15 protein-coding genes are annotated in these 21408 nt (G+C 74.9%); 6 read left to right on the top strand and 9 right to left on the bottom strand.

Going from position 1 to position 21408, the window contains the following annotated elements:
* Positions 1-136: 136 nt before the first annotated feature.
* Positions 137-2536 carry an endopeptidase La gene (lon, locus tag CP968_RS11290; RefSeq protein WP_150517890.1) on the bottom strand — a complete coding sequence of 800 codons (2400 nt, stop codon included), beginning with the start codon at positions 2534-2536 and terminating at the stop codon, positions 137-139.
* Positions 2537-2666: 130 nt separating this feature from the next.
* A complete protein-coding gene (locus CP968_RS11295) occupies positions 2667-3083 on the bottom strand; it encodes a nuclear transport factor 2 family protein (RefSeq protein WP_150517891.1) in 417 nt (138 codons plus the stop codon).
* A gap of 105 nt (positions 3084-3188) precedes the next feature.
* On the opposite strand from CP968_RS11295, the gene CP968_RS11300 reads away from it, so the two are divergent.
* Both CP968_RS11300 and CP968_RS11305 read left to right on the top strand, forming a co-directional pair.
* On the top strand, positions 3189-3758 hold the full coding sequence (locus tag CP968_RS11300) for a PadR family transcriptional regulator (RefSeq protein ID WP_150517892.1): 570 nt from the start codon (positions 3189-3191) through the stop codon (positions 3756-3758).
* Between the two features lie 154 nt (positions 3759-3912).
* Positions 3913-4734 (top strand): SGNH/GDSL hydrolase family protein, encoded by an 822-nt coding sequence (locus tag CP968_RS11305; RefSeq protein ID WP_150521859.1) that lies wholly within the window; start codon positions 3913-3915, stop codon positions 4732-4734.
* On the opposite strand, the gene CP968_RS11310 is transcribed toward CP968_RS11305, so the two are convergent.
* The 3 genes from CP968_RS11310 to CP968_RS11320 form a co-directional block, all read right to left on the bottom strand.
* Positions 4731-5489 carry a DUF4097 family beta strand repeat-containing protein gene (locus CP968_RS11310; RefSeq protein ID WP_150517893.1) on the bottom strand — a complete coding sequence of 253 codons (759 nt, stop codon included), beginning with the start codon at positions 5487-5489 and terminating at the stop codon, positions 4731-4733. The genes CP968_RS11305 and CP968_RS11310 overlap by 4 nt on opposite strands.
* 64 nt (positions 5490-5553) lie before the next feature.
* Positions 5554-6471, bottom strand: a complete 918-nt coding sequence (locus tag CP968_RS11315; protein ID WP_150521860.1) for a sulfurtransferase — start codon at positions 6469-6471, stop codon at positions 5554-5556.
* A 143-nt stretch (positions 6472-6614) separates the two neighbouring features.
* Positions 6615-7997, bottom strand: coding sequence for a glycosyltransferase family 39 protein (locus tag CP968_RS11320; protein WP_150517894.1), 1383 nt, complete (start codon positions 7995-7997; stop codon positions 6615-6617).
* A 37-nt stretch (positions 7998-8034) separates the two neighbouring features.
* On the opposite strand from CP968_RS11320, the gene CP968_RS34060 reads away from it, so the two are divergent.
* The 4 genes from CP968_RS34060 (at position 8035) to CP968_RS11340 (ending at position 14948) form a co-directional block, all read left to right on the top strand.
* Positions 8035-8664: a hypothetical protein gene (locus CP968_RS34060; protein ID WP_167536791.1), complete on the top strand. Its 630-nt coding sequence runs from the start codon at positions 8035-8037 to the stop codon at positions 8662-8664.
* Between the two features lie 267 nt (positions 8665-8931).
* Positions 8932-9672 carry a response regulator transcription factor gene (locus tag CP968_RS11330; RefSeq protein WP_150517895.1) on the top strand — a complete coding sequence of 247 codons (741 nt, stop codon included), beginning with the start codon at positions 8932-8934 and terminating at the stop codon, positions 9670-9672.
* The gene (locus tag CP968_RS11335; protein WP_150517896.1) at positions 9669-10757 is read left to right on the top strand and encodes a HAMP domain-containing sensor histidine kinase; all 1089 of its coding nucleotides are present in this window, start codon (positions 9669-9671) and stop codon (positions 10755-10757) included. The genes CP968_RS11330 and CP968_RS11335 overlap by 4 nt, the downstream gene beginning before the upstream one ends.
* A 258-nt stretch (positions 10758-11015) precedes the next feature.
* The gene (locus tag CP968_RS11340; RefSeq protein WP_150517897.1) at positions 11016-14948 is read left to right on the top strand and encodes a multifunctional oxoglutarate decarboxylase/oxoglutarate dehydrogenase thiamine pyrophosphate-binding subunit/dihydrolipoyllysine-residue succinyltransferase subunit; all 3933 of its coding nucleotides are present in this window, start codon (positions 11016-11018) and stop codon (positions 14946-14948) included.
* An 88-nt stretch (positions 14949-15036) separates the two neighbouring features.
* Here the strand turns inward: CP968_RS11340 and fxsT are convergent, their stop codons facing one another.
* The 4 genes from fxsT to fxsA form a co-directional block, all read right to left on the bottom strand.
* Complete coding sequence (gene fxsT / locus CP968_RS11345) at positions 15037-18132, bottom strand: FxSxx-COOH system tetratricopeptide repeat protein (RefSeq protein ID WP_208835985.1); 3096 nt, start codon at positions 18130-18132, stop codon at positions 15037-15039.
* Positions 18133-18196: 64 nt separating this feature from the next.
* Positions 18197-19585 (bottom strand): aKG-HExxH-type peptide beta-hydroxylase, encoded by a 1389-nt coding sequence (locus tag CP968_RS11350; RefSeq protein WP_150517898.1) that lies wholly within the window; start codon positions 19583-19585, stop codon positions 18197-18199.
* Positions 19582-20943: an FxsB family cyclophane-forming radical SAM/SPASM peptide maturase gene (locus CP968_RS11355; protein ID WP_150517899.1), complete on the bottom strand. Its 1362-nt coding sequence runs from the start codon at positions 20941-20943 to the stop codon at positions 19582-19584. The genes CP968_RS11350 and CP968_RS11355 overlap by 4 nt, the downstream gene beginning before the upstream one ends.
* A gap of 224 nt (positions 20944-21167) precedes the next feature.
* A complete protein-coding gene (fxsA, locus tag CP968_RS11360) occupies positions 21168-21359 on the bottom strand; it encodes an FxSxx-COOH cyclophane-containing RiPP peptide (protein WP_150517900.1) in 192 nt (63 codons plus the stop codon).
* Positions 21360-21408: the final 49 nt, after the last annotated feature.

Below are 21408 nucleotides of genomic sequence, written 5' to 3' on the forward strand. Positions count from 1 at the left end.
TCCTGCTCCTTCGCCTGTGGGTGGGGGCCCAGTATTTCGCAGCGGGCACGCCGACGGCCCGGGGCCCCGCCGCAGCGGGGTCCCCGGGCCGTCCGTACGGCCGCCGGTCGGGCGGGCCGGGCGCCGCGCGGTCCGGTCAGGCCGCCGCGGTCACGGCGGCCGCCGTGGCCGGGGCCAGGGCCAGTTCCAGGACCTGGCGCACGTCCGTCACCGGGTGCACCTCCAGCCCCGCCAGGACCTCGGCCGGGACGTCGTCCAGGTCGGCCTCGTTCCGCTTCGGGATGATCACGGTGCTCAGTCCGGCCCGGTGCGCGGCCAGCAGCTTCTGCTTGACCCCGCCGATCGGCAGCACCCGCCCGGTGAGCGAGACCTCGCCGGTCATCGCCACGTCCGTGCGCACCTGCCGGCCGGAGAGCAGCGAGGCGAGTGCGGTGGTCATGGTGATGCCCGCGCTCGGCCCGTCCTTGGGCACGGCGCCCGCCGGGAAGTGGATGTGGACGCCGCGGTCCTTCAGGTCGGCGACCGGCAGTTCCAGCTCCGCGCCGTGCGAGCGCAGGAAGCTCAGCGCGATCTGCGCCGACTCCTTCATGACGTCGCCCAGCTGACCGGTGAGGGTGAGCCCGGCGGCGCCCGTCTCCGGGTCGGCCAGGGAGGCCTCCACGAAGAGCACGTCGCCGCCGGCGCCGGTCACCGCGAGGCCGGTGGCCACGCCGGGGACGGCGGTGCGCCGCTCGGCCGGGTCCTGGGCCGACTCCGGCACGTGGTGCGGGCGTCCGACGAGGGCGCGCAGGTCGTCCGCGCCGATGGCGAGGGGCAGTTCCCGTTCGCCCAGCTCGTGCTGGGAGGCCACCTTGCGCAGCAGGCGCGCCAGGGAGCGCTCCAGGGCGCGCACGCCGGCCTCACGGGTGTACTCGCCGGCCAGCCTGCGCAGCGCCGGCTCCTCCAGGACGACCTCGTCGGCGCCGAGCCCCGCGCGCTCCAGCTGCCGGGGCAGCAGGTGGTCGCGGGCGATGACGACCTTCTCGTCCTCGGTGTAGCCGTCGAGCCGGACGATCTCCATCCGGTCGGCGAGCGCCTCCGGGATGGCCTCCAGCACGTTGGCGGTGGCCAGGAAGACCACGTCGCTGAGGTCGAGTTCGACCTCCAGGTAGTGGTCGCGGAAGGTGTGGTTCTGGGCCGGGTCCAGGACCTCCAGCAGGGCGGCCGCGGGGTCGCCGCGGAAGTCGGAGCCCACCTTGTCGATCTCGTCGAGCAGGACCACCGGGTTCATGGAACCGGCCTCCTTGATGGCCCGTACGATCCGGCCCGGCAGGGCGCCCACGTAGGTCCGGCGGTGTCCGCGCACCTCGGCCTCGTCCCGTACGCCGCCGAGGGCGACGCGGACGAAGCTGCGGCCCATGGCGTGCGCGACGGACTCGCCGAGGGAGGTCTTGCCGACTCCGGGCGGTCCGACGAGGGCCAGCACGGCGCCGCCGCGGCGTCCGCCGATGACGCCCATCCCGCGCTCGCCGCGCCGCTTGCGCACGGCGAGGTACTCGGTGATGCGGTCCTTCACGTCGGCCAGTCCGGCGTGCTCGGCGTCGAGCACGGCGCGGGCGCCGCGGATGTCGTAGGCGTCCTCGGTCCGCTCGTTCCAGGGCAGTTCGAGGACGGTGTCGAGCCAGGTCCGGATCCAGGAGCCCTCGGGGCTCTGGTCGCTGGACCGCTCCAGCTTCTCGACCTCCTTGAGGGCGGCCTCGCGCACCTTCTCGGGGAGGTCGGCGGCCTCGACGCGGGCGCGGTAGTCGTCGGACTCCTCGCCGTCCTTCTCGCCGTTCAGCTCGCGCAGTTCCTTGCGCACGGCCTCCAGCTGGCGGCGCAGCAGGAACTCGCGCTGCTGCTTGTCGACGCCGTCCTGGACGTCCTTGGCGATGGACTCGGCGACGTCCTGTTCGGCGAGGTGGTCGGAGAGCGCCCTGACGGCCAGCCGCAGGCGGGCGACGGGGTCGGCGGTCTCCAGCAGCTCGACCTTCTGGGCGAGGGTGAGGAAGGGCGAGTAGCCCGAGTTGTCGGCGAGGGCGGAGACGCCCTCGATCTGCTGGACCCGGTCGACGACCTGCCAGGCCCCGCGCTTCTTGAGCCAGGTGGTGGCCAGCGCCTTGTACTCGGTGACGAGCTCGGTGACCGCTCCGGGCAGCGGGTCGGGCACCTCCTCGTCCACGGTCTCGCCCTCGACCCACAGGGCGGCGCCGGGCCCGGTGGTCCCGGCCCCGATGCGGACCCGGCCGCGGCCGCGGATGAGGGCGCCCGGGTCTCCGTCGGAGAGCCGTCCGACCTGCTCCACGGTGCCGAGCACGCCGGTCCCGGCGTACGTGCCGTCGATCCGCGGCACGAGCAGCACCTGGGGCTTGCCGGTGCCCGCCGCGGCCTGGGCCGCTTCCACGGCGCCGCGCACCTCGGCGTCGGACAGGTCGAGCGGTACGACCATTCCGGGCAGCACGACCTCGTCGTCGAGCGGCAGCACGGGCAGGGTGAGCGTTGCGGGCGTCGAAGCCATGATCTTCCCTCCGGCAGTGAAGTTGAGCTATGCCGACTCAATGCACCCGCGCCGCCCGATGTTCCCCGACGGGCGTTCGCCCGGGGCGAACGCCCGCCGGCCGCGTCACCCACCTGCCCGAACACCACACCTAGGGGGCGAGTCCGTCCTCCCGCAGGCCCGCGAGGACGGCCGCGCCGAGGGCCTGGACCGCGGAGAGCGGGCGGACCATCACGGTCATCTCGTCGATCCGGCCCTCGTCGTCGAAATGGAACAGGTCGATGCCGTGGACCTGCCGCCCGCCGATCCCCGCCCGGAAGACGAGGCCGTGCGCCGGCGCCTCCTTCCCGTCCGCCCCGGTCTCGTCGGCCCCCTCCAGGGCGCCGACGTAACGGAAGTCCTCGAAGGTGCGCAGCAGGACGCCGAGCAGCCCGAGCACCTCGGCCTTCCCCTCGAAGGGGACGAACTTGACCGGGCTGTGCAGGCGGACCCCCTCGGTGAACAGCTCCGACAGCGCGGCGTGGTCGCGCGCCTCGACGGCGGCGCGGAAGCGTGCGGCGGTCTCCATGGCCTGATCCCCTCCCCATACTCATCAATATGACTAGTCTTATTCTTGAGTACGCTGCGCGCCCGGACAAGGGTGCGTACGGGACGAGAGAAGAGGGGGCGGGCCATGGCCCTGCGGCACGCCGTGCTGGCGGCCCTGCTGAGCGGTGAGTTCAGCGGCTACGAACTGGCCAAGTCCTTCGACCTGGGCGTCGCGAACTTCTGGCACGCCCTCCCCCAGCAGCTCTACGCGGAACTGGCCGGGCTGGAGAAGGACGGGCTGGTCACGGGGCGGCAGGTGGTCCAGGAGACCCGACCCAACAAGCGGCTCTTCCGCGTCACCGACGCCGGTCTGCGGGAGCTGGAGCGGTTCGCGGCGCCGCCGTCGAAGCCGTCGTTCATCCGGGACGACCTGCTGGTGAAGGTGCAGGCGGTCGACCGCGTCGGGGCCGGACCGGTGATCGACCAGCTGGAGGAGCGGGCGGCGGCGGCCGCGGCCAAGATCGACCTGCTCGGCAGGATGCTGCTGCGGATGCGCGGGGCCGCGACCGAGGAGGAGTTCCTGCTCGGCGGCGAGCCCGTGGGCCCGTACCTGACCTGCCTGCGCGGTCTGGCCTTCGAGGAGGGGCACCGGGACTGGTGCCTGCGCACGGCCGGGATCCTGCGGAACCGGGAGGCGCTCCGTGCGACCCGGTGACGCGGCTGCGGACGGCGGCCCGCAGGCCGGGGGCACGGCGGGCGGCGGCACGGCGGGCGGGGGCACGGCGGGCGGCGGCACGGCGGGCGGCGGCACGGCGGGCGGCGGCACGGCGGGCGGCGGCACGGCGGGCGGCGGCACGGCGGGCGGCGGCGTGCGCGGCGCCCGCGCGGAGACCGGCGGCGCGGACCGGCGCGGCCACCTCCGGTACGTGGCCCTCGGCGACAGCCACACCGAAGGGGTCGGCGACGGCGACGACACGACCGGGCTGCGCGGCTGGGCCGACCGGCTCGCGGAGCTGATCGCGGCCGCCGAGCCGACGGCGCGCTACGCCAACCTGGCCGTGCGCGGCCGGCTCGCCCACCAGGTCCGCGCCGGGCAGCTGGCGCCCGCCCTGGCCCTGCGGCCCGATCTGGCCACGGTCGTCGCGGGGGTCAACGACGTGCTGCGGCCGCGGTTCGACGCGGGGCGGGTCGCGGGGGAGGTGGAGGCGATGTTCGCCGCGCTGACCGGCGCCGGGACCCACGTGGTCACCCTCGCCTTCCCCGACCTCGGGCGGATCGCACCGCTGGCCCGGCCCCTCGCGCCGCGCCTGACCGAGCTCGACGCCCGGATCCGCGCCGCGGCCGCCCGCCACGGCGTCACGGTCGTCGACACCTCCGGGCACGCCGTCAGCACCGACCCGCGGCTGTGGACCGCGGACCGGCTGCACGCCAGTCCCCTGGGGCACGAGCGGATCGCCGCTGCGGTGGCCGAGGCCCTGGGGCTGCCCGGCAGCGGCGACGCCTGGACCCGGCCGCTGCCGCCCCGGCCGCTGCCCGGAGGCCCGGAGGCGCTGGCGGCGGAACTGCGCTGGGCGGCCGCGTTCCTGGGCCCCTGGCTGGGCCGCCGGCTGCGCGGCCGCTCCTCGGGCGACGGCCGCACGGCCAAGCGCCCGCTCCTGACGGGCGCGGCCGCCGCGCGGGAAGCCCCCTAGCCGGCCGAGACGCGGACGTCGCCGGAGGTGGTCTTCACGGACAGCCGGGAGGCGGCCGCGTCGTCGGTGGGCACGGTGACCTCGCGGGAGCCCGAGGTGGTGGAGACCGCGACCCGGTAGGGGGCGCGCGGGACCTTCAGGGTGACCTCGCCCGAGGTGCTCTCCGTCCGGACCGCGTCCGGGGTCCGCGCGAAGTCCAGGCCGGTGTCGCCCGAGGCCGATCGGACGTCGGCGCTCGGGCCGGTCAGCGCGGTGCCCGTGATCGCGCCCGAGGTGGTGCGGACCTTCAGCGGACCGGCGATCCGCTCGGCCCGGACGTCGCCGGAGTCCGAGGTCAGCTCGGCGCCGGCCACGCCGCTCACCCGGATGTCGCCGCTGCCGCTCCGCAGCCGGACCGTGGCGGTGGCCGGCACCTCCAGGCGGTAGTCGACCGAGCGGCCGCCGGAGCAGTCGGTGGAGAACGTCAGCACCCCGCCGGTGACCTGCTGGCCCGTCGCCGGGACGGTGCTCGCGCGGTAGTGGACGGTGCGCCGCACCGTCACCCCGGGCCCGGCGCCGGCGGTGACCTCGATCGACCCGGCCCGTACGCCGGCCAGTTCGACCGCCGTGACGGCCTCGGTGACGGTGGTGTCGGCGGAGGCCGTCTTGCGGAAGCCGTCGCCGAGCGAGCATCCGGCGAGCAGCAGCACGGCGCCGGCGGTGACGGCGACGACTGCGGTACGGGCGGGGCGGGCTGACGCGGCGTGAGGGGTCATGCTCCGATGGTCGGCGCGCGGGCCGCCCCGGGCGATGGTGCCGGTACCCGCACCCCGGGTGGGGTTATCCCCCGGCCCGCCGGGCCGCGCCGGGCTCCGGTCCGGTGGTGACGGTGAGCTCCGAGGGCAGGCCCCATTCGCTCCAGGAGCCGTCGTACACCGCGAGGTCCCGGTGGCCGGCGAGGGTGGCCCCGAGGGCCAGTACGCAGGCCGTCACGCCCGAGCCGCAGCTGAAGCGGAGCCGCTGCGGTTCCGCTCCGCCGGTCGCGGCGCGGAAGGCCGCGCGGAGCTCGGGCACGGGGCGCATCCGGCCGTCGGGCCGCCGGAGTTCGGTGAACGGGAGGTTCCGGGCGCCGGGCATGTGGCCGGCGCGCAGGCCCGGGCGGGGCTCGGGCTCGGTGCCGGCGAAGCGGCCCCGGCTGCGGGCGTCCAGGACGGCCGCGGCCGGGTCGGCGAGGGCCGCCGCGATGTCGTCGCCGTCCACCAGCAGGCCGGGGCGGGGCCGGGCGGTGAAGGTGCCGGGCGGTCCGCCGTAGGCCGGGGCGGCGCTCTCCACGGCCCGGCCGGCGGCCTCCCAGGCGGGCAGGCCGCCGTCGAGCACGGCGGCCCGGTCGAAGCCGACGGCGCGCAGCATCCACCAGGCACGGGCGCTGGAGTGGATGCCGGCCCCGTCGTAGACGACGACGGTGTCGGTGTCGTGGAGGCCGAGGCCGCGCAGGGCCCCGGTGAGGTCAGCGGTCCCGGGCATGGTGTGGGGTGCGGGGGCCGTGTGGTCCGAGAGGGCTCCGTCGAGGTCGAACGGCCGGGCCCCGGGGATCCGCCGGGCCGCGCCCCGGTGCGCGCCGACGGAGGCGTCGAAGACGACCAGGCCGGGCCGTCCGAGCCGCGCCGCCAGCCAGCCCTCCCCGACCAGCGGCCCGTCCGGCACGTCATACCCGTCCGGCACGTCCGGCCCCTCGACGGGGCCCTGTGGTGTGGTCATGCGACGCCTCCGGAACGCTCGGGTGATCCGCGGTCCGCGCCCCGCCGGGTCCCGGGCCGCGGTACGGACCGCCCCATCCTCACGCACGCCCCGCCGGCGCCGGGCACGGGTCCCGGGCCGGCGGAGGGCCGCGCGGGCGCCGGTCAGTCGCAGGCGCCGGGCCGCGCGTACACCGCGATCCGGGCCCCCCGGGTCTCGGTGAGCGAGCAGCGGTCGAACCAGGCGGCCAGCGTCTGCCGTTTCACCGCCTCCCGCGGGTACGGGTCCAGCGGCTGTCCGGCCGGGTCCATGAGGGCGATCACGCGCGGGGAGGCGATGAGGGCCTCGCGGAGCTCCACCGAGGGCAGTTCGGTGCCCTGGAGGGTGCGCGAGGCGGCCGGGGAGCGGTCCAGGGCCACGTCGCGCAGGCCCGCGTAGACGTCCGGCGAGGAGAGCAGCCACTCGCGGCGCCGGGACGGCAGGAAGACCACCGCGTCGCCCGGCCGCGCCCGCTCCCGCACGGCGGCGGCCGCGGCGAGGGCGTCGTCCTTGCGGCTGTCGGGCGTGCGCAGCCACACCGACCAGAGGGCGGCCGGCACCAGCAGGGCCGCGACGAGCAGCCACGGCCACCAGCGCCGGGCGGTCGCGAGCCGGGCCCCGGCCAGCAGGGCGAGCCCGGCCAGCGCGTAGAGCACGTACCGGTCGACGTACCAGGGGTGCACCAGGGAGACGGCCAGCAGCACCCCGGGCGGCAGCAGCGCGAGCGGCAGGGCGACCCGTACGACACCGGGCGCGGCCCCGCGGGCGAGCAGCAGGCAGGCCCCGGCGAGCACCCCGTACGCCGCCCAGTCCTGCCAGCCGGGCCGCCCGAGCCAGCCGAGCTGCTGGTCGGCCTGGCGGGCGCTCACCCAGGCCAGCGGCAGCAGCAGGACCACCACGGCCGCGGCGGCCCGGCGCCATCCCGGGGCCCGCCAGGCGGCGAAGGCGTGGGCGGGCAGGGCCAGCACGGCGAACTCGTGCAGCCAGCAGCCGAGCAGCAGCACGGCCGCGTAGCCGGCCCAGCGCTCGCGCAGCGCGAGGTGGGTGGCCCACACCACGGCGCAGGCGACCAGGGCGTAGGAGCGGCCCTCCTGCGCGTACATCTGCACCGGCGGGAGCACGGCGTACGCCACCCCCGCGATCAGCGCGGCCCGGTCCCCGGCGAGGCGGTGGGCGACCGCGGCGACGCCGGCGGCGGCGAGGGCGGTGGCGGCGACGGAGGGCAGCCGCAGGGCCCACAGGCCGCCGTCCCAGAGGAGGAAGACGCCGTGCATGAGCAGGTAGTACAGCCCGTGCACGGCGTCCACCGCGCCCAGCAGCTCCCACAGTCCGGAGAGCGGGCGGTGGGCCACCTGCCAGGTGACGGACTCGTCGCGCCACATGCTCCCGCCGCGCTCCAGGCCCCAGAGGCCGAGGAGCGCGGCGAGCGGTGCGGGCACCAGGCGCCAGGGGGCGATGCGGTGGATGGCGGTCTCCGGGAGCTGTCGGATCGGGTACGGGCACTCCATACTCGGGGTTCGGCCCGAAGACCCGCGGAGGTGGGGCGTGCGCGCACGACGAACGGCGGCCGCGACGACGACCCGCCCGGCCCGGGAGCCCGCACCGGAACCCGTACGGAGGCCCGCGCCGGCTCAGCAGTGCGCCGCCCTGCTGGGGGCCGCCCTGCTGGGGGCGGCGCTGCTGGCCCTGGCCGGCTGCTCCCCCGCCGGGCGCTCCGACCCGGCCGGCCCGGCCGGCCCCTCCGGCGCCCCCTCCCCCGCGGTCTCCGCCACGGGTGCCCCCTCCGCCACCGGCTCCCCGGCCACCGCACCGCCCGCGTCCGGCGACCCGGCCCCCGGCGAGACCCTCGTGCGGGTGTCGCGCAGCGGCGGCTACGCCGGGCGGACCCACACGGTGGTGGTCCGGGGCGACGGCTCCTGGACCCGGCTGGACGGCGCGGGCGCGCAGGAGGGCTCCGGCACCCTGGCGCCGCAGCGGCTGGCCGCGCTGTCGGCCGCGCTCCGCGAGGCGGACCTCCCCCGGCTGCCCAGGGTGTCGAAGGGCTCGGGCACGGTCTACGACGGGTTCACGTACGCGTTCGCGCACGGCGGCGTGGAGGTGGCCGCCGAGCAGGAGGCCGTGCCGCCGGCGCTGCGCAAGGTGCTGGACGCGCTGCCGCCGTTCACCCCCGCCTGAGCCGTTCCGGCCGCCGGCCCGGGCCCCGGTGGGACGCCCCGCCACACCCCGCCCGCACCCCGCCCACACCTCGAACACACGTCCGACACATTCCGCCCGGCGCCGCTCTCCGCCGGTCGCGCCCCGCCCCACCGCGCACCCGCCACATTCCCGCTCCGACCAGGGCGTTCCGCACAAATGCCCTGTCCGAACCCCGCATAGCCGCAGGCCGGTGGCTCCTCTACGCTGCACCCCACCACGCAGATCTTCACGGGGCGGGACCGGGACATGGAACAGACGCACACCACCCACAACGGCGCATCGGCGACCCCCGGCGCCCAGCGGCGCGTGCTCGTCGTCGAGGACGACCACACCATCGCCGAGGCCATCGCGGCCCGCCTGCGCGCCGAGGGCTTCCAGGTGCAGACGGCCGCGGACGGCCCGGCCGCCGTCGCCGCCGCCGAGGCCTGGCTGCCGGAGCTGCTGGTCCTGGACGTCATGCTGCCGGGCTTCGACGGCCTGGAGGTCTGCCGTCGCGTCCAGGCCCAGCGGCCGGTCCCGGTGCTGATGCTCACCGCCCGCGACGACGAGACGGACCTGCTGGTCGGGCTCGGCGTCGGCGCGGACGACTACATGACCAAGCCGTTCTCCATGCGCGAACTGGCCGCCCGCGTCCACGTGCTGCTGCGGCGGGTCGAGCGGGCCACCCTCGCCGCGACCGCGCCCCGCGGCGCCACGCTGCGCCTGGGCGACCTGGAGATCGACCACGCGCAGCGCCGGGTCCGGGTGCAGGCCGAGGACGTGCACCTGACGCCCACCGAGTTCGACCTGCTGGTGTGCCTCGCGGGCACCCCGCGGGCGGTGCTCTCGCGCGAGCAGCTGCTGGCCGAGGTCTGGGACTGGGCCGACGCCTCCGGGACCCGTACGGTCGACAGCCACATCAAGGCCCTGCGGCGGAAGATCGGCGCCGAGCGCATCCGCACGGTCCACGGCGTCGGGTACGCCCTGGAGACCCCGGCCCAGCCGTGAGCGGGCCGCGGCGGCAGCGGCCGGCCGGCGAGCTGCGGCCCTTCTCGCCGTTCTCGATCAAGACGAAGCTGGGCACCCTCGTGGTGGTCTCGGTCTTCATCACCACGGGGCTGCTGCTGGTGGCCCTGCGCACCGAGACCGAGCTGCGGTTCATCACGGTGTTCTCGGTGATCGCCTCGATGCTGATCACCCAGTTCGTGGCGCACAGCCTGACGGCGCCGCTCGACGACATGACGACGGTGGCGCGGGCCATCTCCCGCGGGGACTACACCCGCCGGGTGCGCGAGGCGGGGCGCCGCGACGAGCTGGGCGACCTGGCCTCCACCATCAACCTGATGGCGGACGACCTGGAGGCGGTGGACCGGCACCGCAAGGAGCTCGTCGCCAACGTCTCCCACGAACTGCGCACCCCCATCGCCGCGCTGCGGGCGGTCCTGGAGAACGTGGTGGACGGCGTCTCGGCCGCCGACCCCGAGACCATGCGCACGATGCTGAAGCAGACCGAGCGGCTCGGCGGGCTGGTGGAGACCCTGCTGGACCTGTCCCGCGTGGACAACGGCGTGGTCCCGCTGCGCGCCCGCCGCTTCGAGGTGTGGCCGTACCTCTCGGGGGTCCTGAAGGAGTCCCGGCTGGCCGCGGCCGGCCGCCCGGGGCTGTCCACCGGGTCGGGCGGGCACACCCGCAACGACGTGCACCTGCACCTGGACGTGTTCCCGCCCGAGCTGACCGCGTACGCGGACGCCGAGCGGCTGCACCAGGTGGTGGCCAACCTGATCGACAACGCGGTCAAGCACAGCCCCGCCCTCGGCCGGGTGACGGTCCGCGCACGGGCCGGCGACACCCCGGGGAGCCTGGCGCTGGAGGTCCGCGACGAGGGCCCGGGCATCCCGGAGGCTGAGCGCCACCGGGTCTTCGAGCGGTTCAACCGGGGCAGCGCGCGGGGCGGCGACGGCGGGACGGGGCTCGGGCTGGCCATCGCGCGGTGGGCCGTGGATCTGCACGGGGGCCGCATCGGGGTGGCCGAATCGTCACGGGGGTGCCGCATCCTCGTCACGCTTCCGGGCAGCTCGCAAGCCCCGTGTTGACGTAGGGTTCGAGTGGGAAGGACATGATCTCGGCCACATCCAGCCGGGGTCCGTCAGGGGTGCGAGCCACGGTGGTCGCAACCTGGGTCACGCCTACCCGAACCGCAGTTGTTTCCCGCCATTCCTGGTGTCGAAACCCGCCGTTCGATGTGACCTGCGTGACGTAAGTCCCGCCCGGTCTGCATCTCGCGGCGGAGGAGGCGTAGCCTTTATTCCCGCTGTCCATACCTTGTGAAGCGGAAGAGGGCGGTTGCCGCCGTGTCGCCACAGTCCCCCAGTAACTCGACCACCACGACCGAAGGAGCAGGGGGCGGGAAGAACCCTGCCTCAGGCTTCGGCGCCAATGAGTGGCTCGTCGACGAGATCTATCAGCAGTACCTCCAGGACCCGAACTCGGTCGACCGGGCCTGGTGGGACTTCTTCGCCGACTACAAGCCGGGGGGCGCTGCCGCTCCCGTGAAGGCCGAAGAGCCGAAGACGTCCCCGACGACGGACGGCGCCTCCGCACAGGCCGCCCCCGCCGTCGCCGCGGCCCCGCGGGCCACCGCCGCCTCGGGGGCGGCGGACACCGGTTCCGTCTCCGGCTCCTCCGGAGCGACGGCCGCACCCGCGCCCGCGCCGACCTCTGCCGCCGCGCCCACGCCCGTGTCAGCTCCTGCCCCTGCTCCTGCCACCCCCTCTGGTGCCCCTGCTGTGACTGCCACCTCCCAGGCCCAGGCCGCCGCACCGGCCGCGCCCGCCCCTCAGGCCGCGGCTCCGGCCGCCGCTCCCTCCTCCGCAGCCCCGAAGGCCGCGCCTGCCGCCGAGGCCCCCGCGGGCCCCGAGCTGGTGACGCTCCGCGGCCCGTCCGCTGCCGTCGTCAAGAACATGAACGCCTCGCTGGAGGTGCCCACGGCCACGTCCGTGCGCGCCGTCCCGGTGAAGCTGCTGTTCGACAACCGCATCGTCATCAACAACCACCTCAAGCGCGCCCGGGGCGGGAAGATCTCCTTCACCCACCTCATCGGCTACGCGATGGTGCAGGCCATCAAGGCCATGCCGTCGATGAACCACTCCTTCGCGGAGAAGGACGGCAAGCCGACCCTGGTCAAGCCGGAGCACATCAACTTCGGCCTGGCGATCGACCTGGTGAAGCCGAACGGCGACCGCCAGCTCGTCGTCGCCGGCATCAAGAAGGCCGAGACCCTCAACTTCTTCGAGTTCTGGCAGGCGTACGAGGACATCGTCCGCCGCGCCCGCGTCGGCAAGCTGACGATGGACGACTTCACCGGCGTCACGGTCTCGCTGACCAACCCCGGCGGCCTGGGCACCGTCCACTCCGTGCCCCGCCTGATGCCCGGACAGTCGGTCATCATGGGCGTCGGCTCCATGGACTACCCCGCCGAGTTCCAGGGCACCTCGCAGGACACCCTGAACAAGCTGGGCATCTCCAAGGTCATGACGCTGACCTCGACCTACGACCACCGGGTCATCCAGGGCGCGGCCTCCGGCGAGTTCCTGCGGATCGTCGCGAACCTGCTGCTCGGCGAGAACGGCTTCTACGACGACGTCTTCGAGGCGCTGCGCATCCCGTACGAGCCGGTCCGCTGGCTCCGGGACATCGACGCCTCGCACGACGACGACGTCACCAAGGCCGCCCGCGTCTTCGAGCTGATCCACTCCTACCGGGTCCGCGGCCACGTCATGGCCGACACCGACCCGCTGGAGTACAAGCAGCGCAAGCACCCCGACCTCGACATCACCGAGCACGGCCTCACCCTGTGGGACCTGGAGCGCGAGTTCGCGGTCGGCGGCTTCTCCGGCAAGTCGATGATGAAGCTCCGCGACATCCTCGGCGTGCTGCGCGACTCGTACTGCCGCACCACCGGCGTCGAGTTCATGCACATCCAGGACCCGAAGCAGCGCCGCTGGATCCAGGACCGCATCGAGCGCCCGCACAGCAAGCCGGAGCGCGAGGAGCAGCTGCGCATCCTGCGCCGGCTGAACGCCGCGGAGGCCTTCGAGACCTTCCTGCAGACGAAGTACGTCGGCCAGAAGCGGTTCTCCCTGGAGGGCGGCGAGTCCGTCATCCCGCTGCTCGACGCGGTCATCGACTCGGCCGCCGAGGCCCGCCTCGAAGAGGTCGCGATCGGCATGGCACACCGCGGCCGGCTGAACGTGCTGGCGAACATCGTCGGCAAGTCCTACGCGCAGATCTTCCGCGAGTTCGAGGGCAACCTCGACCCGAAGTCCATGCACGGCTCCGGCGACGTCAAGTACCACCTGGGCGCCGAGGGCACCTTCACCGGCCTGGACGGCGAGCAGATCAAGGTCTCGCTCGTCGCCAACCCCTCCCACCTGGAGGCCGTGGACCCGGTCCTGGAGGGCGTGGTCCGCGCCAAGCAGGACATCATCAACAAGGGCGGCACGGACTTCACGGTCCTGCCGGTCGCCCTGCACGGCGACGCGGCCTTCGCGGGCCAGGGCGTGGTCGCGGAGACGCTGAACATGTCGCAGCTGCGCGGCTACCGCACCGGCGGCACCGTGCACGTGGTCATCAACAACCAGGTCGGCTTCACCGCCGCCCCGGAGTCCTCGCGTTCCTCGATGTACGCGACCGACGTGGCCCGCATGATCGAGGCGCCGATCTTCCACGTGAACGGCGACGACCCGGAGGCCGTGGTCCGCATCGCGCGGCTCGCCTTCGAGTTCCGCCAGGCGTTCAACAAGGACGTGGTCATCGACCTCATCTGCTACCGCCGCCGCGGCCACAACGAGTCCGACAACCCGGCCTTCACGCAGCCGCTGATGTACGACCTGATCGACAAGAAGCGCTCGGTGCGCAAGCTGTACACCGAGTCCCTCATCGGTCGTGGCGACATCACGCTGGAAGAGGCCGAGCAGGCGCTCCAGGACTTCCAGGGCCAGTTGGAGAAGGTGTTCGCGGAGGTCCGCGAGGCCGCCACGCAGCCGGCCGCCGGCGCCCCGGTGGCGCCCGTGCAGGTCGCGCAGGTGTTCCCGGTCGCCGTGAACACCGCGATCTCCCAGGAGTTCGTGAAGCGGATCGCCGAGGCCCAGGTCAACATCCCCGACAACGTCACCGTGCACCCGCGCCTGCTGCCGCAGCTGCAGCGCCGCGCGGCGATGATCGACGAGGGCACCATCGACTGGGGCATGGGCGAGACCCTGGCCTTCGGTTCGCTGCTGATGGAGGGCACTCCGGTCCGGCTCTCCGGCCAGGACTCGCGCCGCGGCACGTTCGGCCAGCGCCACGCGGTCCTCATCGACCGGGAGACCGGCGAGGACTACACCCCGCTGCAGTACCTGTCGGACGACCAGGCCCGCTACAACGTCTACGACTCGCTGCTCTCCGAGTACGCGGCCATGGGCTTCGAGTACGGCTACTCGCTGGCCCGCCCGGACGCGCTGGTGCTGTGGGAGGCGCAGTTCGGCGACTTCGTCAACGGCGCGCAGACCGTCGTCGACGAGTTCATCTCCTCGGCCGAGCAGAAGTGGGGCCAGACCTCCGGCGTCACGCTGCTGCTGCCGCACGGCTACGAGGGCCAGGGCCCGGACCACTCGTCCGCGCGTCCCGAGCGCTTCCTGCAGATGTGCGCGCAGGACAACATGACGGTCGCGATGCCGACCCTGCCGTCGAACTACTTCCACCTGCTGCGCTGGCAGGTCCACAACCCGCACCACAAGCCGCTCATCGTCTTCACCCCGAAGTCGATGCTGCGCCTGAAGGCCGCGGCGTCGAAGGCGGAGGAGTTCACCACCGGTTCGTTCCGTCCGGTCATCGGCGACAGCACGGTGGACCCGAACGCGGTCCGCAAGGTCGTCTTCTGCGCGGGCAAGGTCTACTACGACCTGGAGGCCGAGCGGGAGAAGCGCGGCATCACGGACACCGCGATCATCCGCATCGAGCGGCTGTACCCGCTGGCCGGCGCGGAACTCCAGGCGGAGATCGCCAAGTTCCCGAACGCCGCGAAGTACATCTGGGCGCAGGAGGAGCCGGCGAACCAGGGTGCGTGGCCGTTCATCGCGCTGAACCTGATCGACCACCTCGACCTGGCGGTCGGCGCGGACGTCCCGGCGGGCGAGCGCCTGCGGCGCATCTCGCGCCCGCACGGCTCGTCCCCGGCGGTGGGCTCGGCCAAGCGGCACCAGGCGGAGCAGCAGCTCCTCCTGAACGAGGTCTTCGAGGCCTAGTCGGCGCGCGGTTCGGCAGTACGGAAGGCCCGGCCCCCCAGGGGGCCGGGCCTTCCGGCGCTCGGCGGCGGGGCCGGGCCCCCTGGGGCTACGGCTGGGGTTCGAAGTCCCAGTAGGGCCGGGTCCGCTGCTTCGCCGAGACCGTGTGGACGTGCTGTGCCCCGAGCGTGCGGGCCAGGCCCCGGATGCCGGCCTCCTCGTGCTTGCCGGCCTCCACGTCCTCCCGTACCGACCGCAGGTCCGCGGCCAGGGCGATCTGTGCGCTCAGCGTCATCGGGTGGTCCGGGCCGAGCACCCGTTCGGCGGTCCGCAGCGTCTCGCGGCTGAGGTCGAGCGCGTCCTCCAGCCGTCCGGTGATGTTGCGGTGCCCGGTGGCGTTCAGGGCGCAGCCCAGCGTCCAGGGGTGGCGGTCCCCGAGCGCCCCCCGCATCCCGGTCAGTGCCCGCTCGGCCAGGTCCAGGGCCTCGGCGCGCTCGCCCTGCGCGCGGAGCACCAGGCCGAGGTTGCCGACGGTGCCGATGCTGTACGGGTGGTCGGGGCCCAGCTGCGACCGGTAGCCGCGGACCACGTCCTCGGAGATCCGGCGGGCCTCGCCGATGTCCCCGTACTCGCGCAGGTAGGTGGCGTAGTCGGAGGCGACCATCAGGGTCCACGGGTAGTCCACCCCGAAGACGCGGGTGGCCCGCTCCCACACGGTCCGCAGCCGCAGCCCGGCTCCCGGGATGTCCCCGGAACGGCGCAGGCACAGCCCGAGGTTGTGTTCGGCGCGCAGTGTCTGCGGATGGCCGGCCCCCAGGACCTGGGCGTTGAGCCGGGCGCCCTGCTCCTGGCGGGTCTGGGCCTCCCGGTAGCGGCCCGTCAGCCGCAGCCCCATGGCGCAGGCGATGCCGGAGGCGAGGGTGGAGATGTGCAGGGACTTCAGGACGCGCTCGCGCCGGCGCAGGGTGTCCAGGTCGAGGTCGTAGGCCTCCTGGTAGCGGCCCAGCAGGCGGTAGGTGGCGGCGAGGTTGTTCTGGGCGTCGAGGGTGGTGGAGTCGTCCTCGCCGAGGAGTTCGCGGTAGGTGGCCAGGACGTGCTCGAAGATCGCGCGGGCGGGCTCGAACGCGGCGATGCACAGCAGGACGCCGCCGTAGGCGCTGCTCGCGCGCAGGGTCTCCAGGTCGCGTTCGCCGCGCTCCTCGGTGAGCCGGTCGGCGACGGCCCGGGTGAGGGTCTCGGCGCGGCGGAACAGCCCGAGGTTGCGCAGGGCCCCGCCGTACGGGTAGCTGAGCTCGCGGACCTTCGCGTGGTCCTCGCCCAGCAGGGCCCGCCAGGACCGGTCGGTCTCCTCGCACAGCCGCAGGCAGGTGCGGTACTCGCCGGCGAGGATCAGGTAGCGCAGGCAGTGCAGCAGGAACGTCTGGATGCGCGGGTTGCTGCTGGTCAGAACGCCGGCGGGGTCGAGGTGGGGGACGAGTTCGGCGTAGCGGGGCCACAGCCGCGCGTCGGAGGGGCGTCCCGGGTCGGCGGCGGCGAGGACCTGGCGGACGGCGCGGGCCAGCGGTTCGGCCTCATCCCGGGAGAGGTTGGCGCGGACGATGCCGTGGACCATGCGGTGCAGCTGGACGGTCTCCAGCCCGCCGCCGCCCTCCTCCACGGGCAGGTCGGAGTACTCCAGGCGGACGACGGAGAACTGGACGAGCTTGTTGAGGGCGGCGTTCCACCTGATCCGGTCGTTGATGAGCCCGGCGAGCTGCTCGGGCACGTCGTCGACGGGGAACTCGCTCAGCAGCCGCAGCGGCACCGGCCCGGGGGCGAAGAACACGAACAGCCGCAGCAGGGCGAGGGCGTCGGGGAAGTTCTCCCGGACGTTGTTGAGCAGTATGGCCAGCGCGGTGGGGAAGGGCAGCGGGTAGTCGTCGGAGACGGTGACGGCGTCGCGGGAGTCGAGGCGGCTCTGGAGCAGGGCCAGGTAGTCGCCGACCGTCAGCGGGGAGTCGGCGAGCCAGCCGGCGGTCTGGTCGAGGGCGAGCGGGTAGTCCTCCAGGGCCTCGGCGAGCTGGTCGGCCTCCTCGGCGGTGAGCCGCAGGGCCCGGCGCCGGATGAAGGTGACGGACTCGGGGCGGGCGTAGAGGGGCACTTCGACGAGGCTGGTGTGGCGGGCGGCCCACTCCCGGTTGCGGGAGGTGATGATGACGTCGCCCGCGCCCGAGGGCAGCAGGTCGGTGAGGTCGTCGGGGTTGTCGCAGCCGTCGAAGACCAGCAGCCAGCGGTGGTACGGGTTCCCGCGCCGCAGGGCTTCGAGGACGGCCCGGATCTGCTCGCCGTAGCTGCCGGCGCCGCGCGGCAGGCCGAGGGCGGGGGCCAGGTCGGCGAGGCGTTCGCGGAGGGTCGGCCGGTCCTCGGCGGGGACCCACCAGACGACGTCGTACTCGGAGGCGAAGCGGTAGGCGTACTCGGTGGCGAGCTGGGTCTTGCCGACGCCGGACAGCCCGAGGAGGGTGACGGTGGAGGCTCCGGGCGGGGCTTCGGTGAGGGCGGCGCGCAGGGTGCCGATGACGTCGTTGCGGCCGGTGAAGCGGGGGTTGCGGCGCGGGACGCGGCCCCAGATCTCGGGCGGGTCGTTGGGGAAGCGGGGGCCGCGGCGGCCGGTCTCGGTGCCGATCCGGTCGGTGGGCAGTTCCAGGCGGCGCAGCACGCGGTATTCGGCCTCGTACGCGTCGAGGCCCCACAGGTCGGTCTTCTCCAGGACGGCGACGGCGCTGGGCAGCGGGGCGTCGGTGAGGCAGACGGCGGCGAACCGGTCGGGGTGGTCGTCGGTGACGGTGCGCAGCGCCGTGTTCCACTCCTCGTCGGTGTGGGTGCCGGCGGAGAAGTAGCGCTCGCTGAGGACGAGGAGGACCCGGCTGCCGGAGCGGGCGAGGTCGTCGAGGGCGGGCACCAGTCCGGTGCTCTGCGGGTCCCAGCGCTGGAGGGCGACGCGGTGGCCGTGCTCCTCCAGCCGGTGGGCGATCCACACGGCCCAGGGGCGGTTGAATCCGGCGAAGCTGATGACGAAGCGCTGCGGCGGGAGCTGGCCGGGGCCCTGGCCCGGACTCTGGCCGTGGCCCTGGGCCTGGACCGGCTGGTGCTGGTGCGGGTGTTGGTGCTGGTGGCCCTGGTGCTGGGCCGCCTCGTCGCGGTCCTGTCGGCTACCGGTGGTCATGCGGCCGTCTCCCTGGAATCCGGGCGCTGGACGGGGTTGAAAAGGTACCGCAGCGGACGGCCCGTCAGCCCTGTCCGGCGTCGCGGTTCTCGGGTGCGTCCGGTCCCCGCGCCGTGTCCCGGACCCGGGTGAACGGGGCGAGTTCGGGGTGCGCCTCGCACCAGGAGCGGCGCTCGCGCTCGACGGCGCGGCGGGCGGTGGCGTGCTGGTCGGCCGGGGGCGGCAGGTCGTCCATGGCGCGCTCGGCGCCGTGCATCGCCTCGACGAACTCCCGGCCGGGAGGGGTGAGGTGCGGATGCTCGCGCAGGACGGGCAGGACGGCGGCCACCTGGGCGCGGATGCGGGCGTGCTGGGCCCAGGCGCCCCGGGCCCCGTAGAGGGCGGCGCGCTGCCAGTACCCGGCCAGGGCCAGGTGGGCGTAGGCGCCGTGCAGCAGCCCGTCGAGGGGGCGGGGGTCGGTCCGCCAGGGGGCCCAGTGGCGGGGGGTGCGGTCGGCGGTGTGCAGGGTCAGTACGTCGGCGAGGGCGGCGAGCTTGCCGTGCTGGACCTCGTGGACGAGGGTGGCGGCGAGCGCGGGCGGGGGCTGCGTCCGGGCGAGCACGGAGCCGGCGGCCGCGGGCAGGGTGGCGCCGCTGGAGCGGGAGCCGCCGGCCAGCGGCACGACGGAGCGCAGGAGCTGGACGGTTTCGCCCGCGCGCTGGGTGTCGTACCGCTCCAGGAGGGTGAGGGCGCCGGACCACTGGGTGTCCCAGCGCTTGTGTCCCTTGGGGGTGAGCCGGCGGGCCGGGCGGACCGGCGCCGGGTGGGCGCCGTCGGGCGCCCGGTAGGGATCGAGGTCGTCGAGGGAGGTGCCGCCGCCGGGCAGGGCGTGCAGGGGGAGGGCGGCCGGGTCGTCGGGGTCCCAGGAGCCCGCGGTGAGGGTGACCGGGCCGGGGTGGGGCGGACGCAGCAGGCCGAGGGTGGGCAGGAGGAGGCGGCCGTGCCGGGGGCGCAGGGTGGTGGCGAAGTCGATCCCGGCGCGCAGGGCCGCGGCTGCGGCGAGGGCCCCGAGGTGGTCGAGGTCGGGCGCCGGCCCGTACGGGGCGTGCAGGCGGCGCAGGGTCTCCTCGGCCCAGACTCCGGTGGCGGGGTAGTGCAGTACGTCGCGTACGGCGGACGGGTCCTTGCGCTCGGCCTCCTCCAGCAGGGACCAGTGGTCTGCGGCCTCCCCGGCCGGTCCGCCGGGGGCGGCGTCGAGGATCGCCCGGAGCAGCACCAGCCGCTTGGAGCGGCGTATGTCGCGGACCAGGCGGGTGCCGTCGGCGGAGGGCTCGGTGGAGGCGAGCGCGCGCAGGGTGCGGGAGGGGACGGCGAAGGGCGCGAGCGGGTCGCGGGGTTCGCCGGGCGCGGGCGGGCGGGCACGGCCGGGGGCGGGGCGGTCGGGTGCCGGGACGGGGTCGCGGGGGCCGGTCACGGGGCGGCCGCCCGGCGGGTGCCGCCCGGGCGCGCCCCGGGAGGCCCGATGGCGGGCGGGGCCGCGGGGCCGGGTCCCGGGGGCGGCGGGGCGGCGGCCGCCGTGTGGAGGGCGGCGGCGATGTGGCGGATCAGGACCTGGAGGTCGGCGCAGTAGACGGAGGGCTGGCGGAAGCCCTCGCCGGCGAGGTAGCGGTGCGGGTAGTGCCCGCCGCCGCACACCTCCACCAGCTCGCAGGCCCGGCAGCCGGCGGCGAGCGCTTCCCGGCCGAGCTGGCGGGCGGCGAACCCGGGGTGGTCGAGGAGGTCGTCGAAGCTGTGCGCGGCCAGCGTCATCCCGGTGGCGGCGGCGCCCTCGTAGGCGGATTTCAGCGAGTCGGCCTGTTCGATGGTGCCGTCGGTCTCTATGACGGCGGTGGTGGCGGGCGCGAGCCCGAGGGTCTCGGTGGCGGCGGGCAGGCCGAGCAGCAGGGCGATGATCTCCTCGAACATCCTGATCCCGGTGCGCCGCTCCCCGTCGTGCCACCAGCGTTCGAACACGGCCAGCAGCCAGTCCGCGTACGGGGCCCGGCCGGGGCGGTCCGCGCGGTGGCCGGGGGGCGGGGAGCTGCGGTTGGCGAGCGGCAGGAGCAGCCCGAGGCGGGGCGGGGCGAAGGCGAGCAGGGACTCGTACGTCTCCACCGGGTCCTGGTCGAGGTCGATGACGCACAGGACCCCGGCGAAGCTGTCCGGGTGCCGGGCCAGGAGCCGCAGCCCGCGGGCCGCGGCGGCGAACCCGGGGCGCCCGGAGCGGTCCACGCGGCGGTCGTTGTGCACGGGCAGTCCTCCGTCGAGGCTGACGCCGACCCGGATGCCCGCGTCCGCCAGGGCGGCGAGGCGGCCTCGGGTGAGGAGGGTGCCGTTGGTCTGCACGGCGGCCGTGACGCGGGTGCGCGGGGAGCTGCGGGCGACGGCGGCCCGTACGGCGTCCACGGGCCCGGCCAGCCGGGCGGGCGCGGTGAGCAGGGGCTCGCCGCCGTGCAGCACGAGGTCCACGCGGGGCAGGTCGTGGGCGGCGGCGTGCTCGGCTATCCGGTCGGCGGCGCGGGCGATGGTGGCCGGGGTCATGGTGACGGGCTGGTCGCGCCAGCCCTGGTCGGCCATCTCGTAGACGTAGCAGTAGGTGCAGGCGAGGTTGCAGCGGCTGCGCGTCTTGAGCACGAACTGCCGTATCGGGTGGGGCCGGTGGCCGGCCGCCCGCAGGGCGGGTACGTCGAGACGGGCGTAGGGCCACGGCGCGTGGCGGGCGTGGTGCGCCCGCAGGACCCGGCCGGAGCGCGCGGGCAGCAGGGCGTCGCCGCCCGTGATCGCTTGCCTCATCGCCTGTGCCTCCCGCCCGAGCCCCCGCCGGAAAGTGCCCCCTGCGGACGGTCCATCCCTGCCCTGGGGAGGGTGCCCGCTAACGGCGGAAAGTGGTCAACTGCACGGCACACGGGGCCGGGGACGGTCGGGTCCGGTCGGGGTCCGCGGAGCTCACACGGCGCACGCGGCTCGTTCGCTCACACGGCGCGCACGGCTTTCACGGCTCCCATCGCTCGCACGGCTCAGGCGACCCCGGAGTCGAAGGCGTTCAGGATCTCGGCGGGATGGGTGACCCGGTCCACCATGCCCTCGATCACCTCGGCGAGCACGGGATGGTCGATCCCCCGCAATGCGGCCAGGTCGAGCCCCGAGAGGTCCGGCAGCCGCCGGGGGCACGCACGGGTCGCGGACAGTTCCTGACGTTGCGTCACCATGGGCCGCAGATACCCCCGTCGACTCGCACACTCGCCCGTCCCCTGCCCT

It is taken from the genome of Streptomyces subrutilus, from assembly GCF_008704535.1.
Lineage (GTDB): Bacteria > Actinomycetota > Actinomycetes > Streptomycetales > Streptomycetaceae > Streptomyces > Streptomyces subrutilus.

Bases quoted from the DNA above. Each gene is read 5' to 3' on its own strand.
- lon (WP_150517890.1), bottom strand. From the start codon at position 2,536: ATGGCTTCGACGCCCGCAACGCTCACCCTGCCCGTGCTGCCGCTCGAC.
- CP968_RS11315 (WP_150521860.1), bottom strand. From the start codon at position 6,471: ATGACCACACCACAGGGCCCCGTCGAGGGGCCGGACGTGCCGGACGGG.
- CP968_RS11310 (WP_150517893.1), bottom strand. From the start codon at position 5,489: ATGACCCCTCACGCCGCGTCAGCCCGCCCCGCCCGTACCGCAGTCGTC.
- CP968_RS11300 (WP_150517892.1), top strand. From the start codon at position 3,189: ATGGCCCTGCGGCACGCCGTGCTGGCGGCCCTGCTGAGCGGTGAGTTC.
- fxsA (WP_150517900.1), bottom strand. From the start codon at position 21,359: ATGGTGACGCAACGTCAGGAACTGTCCGCGACCCGTGCGTGCCCCCGG.
- CP968_RS11295 (WP_150517891.1), bottom strand. From the start codon at position 3,083: ATGGAGACCGCCGCACGCTTCCGCGCCGCCGTCGAGGCGCGCGACCAC.
- CP968_RS11355 (WP_150517899.1), bottom strand. From the start codon at position 20,943: ATGAGGCAAGCGATCACGGGCGGCGACGCCCTGCTGCCCGCGCGCTCC.
- CP968_RS11330 (WP_150517895.1), top strand. From the start codon at position 8,932: ATGGAACAGACGCACACCACCCACAACGGCGCATCGGCGACCCCCGGC.
- fxsT (WP_208835985.1), bottom strand. From the start codon at position 18,132: ATGACCACCGGTAGCCGACAGGACCGCGACGAGGCGGCCCAGCACCAG.
- CP968_RS11320 (WP_150517894.1), bottom strand. From the start codon at position 7,997: ATGGAGTGCCCGTACCCGATCCGACAGCTCCCGGAGACCGCCATCCAC.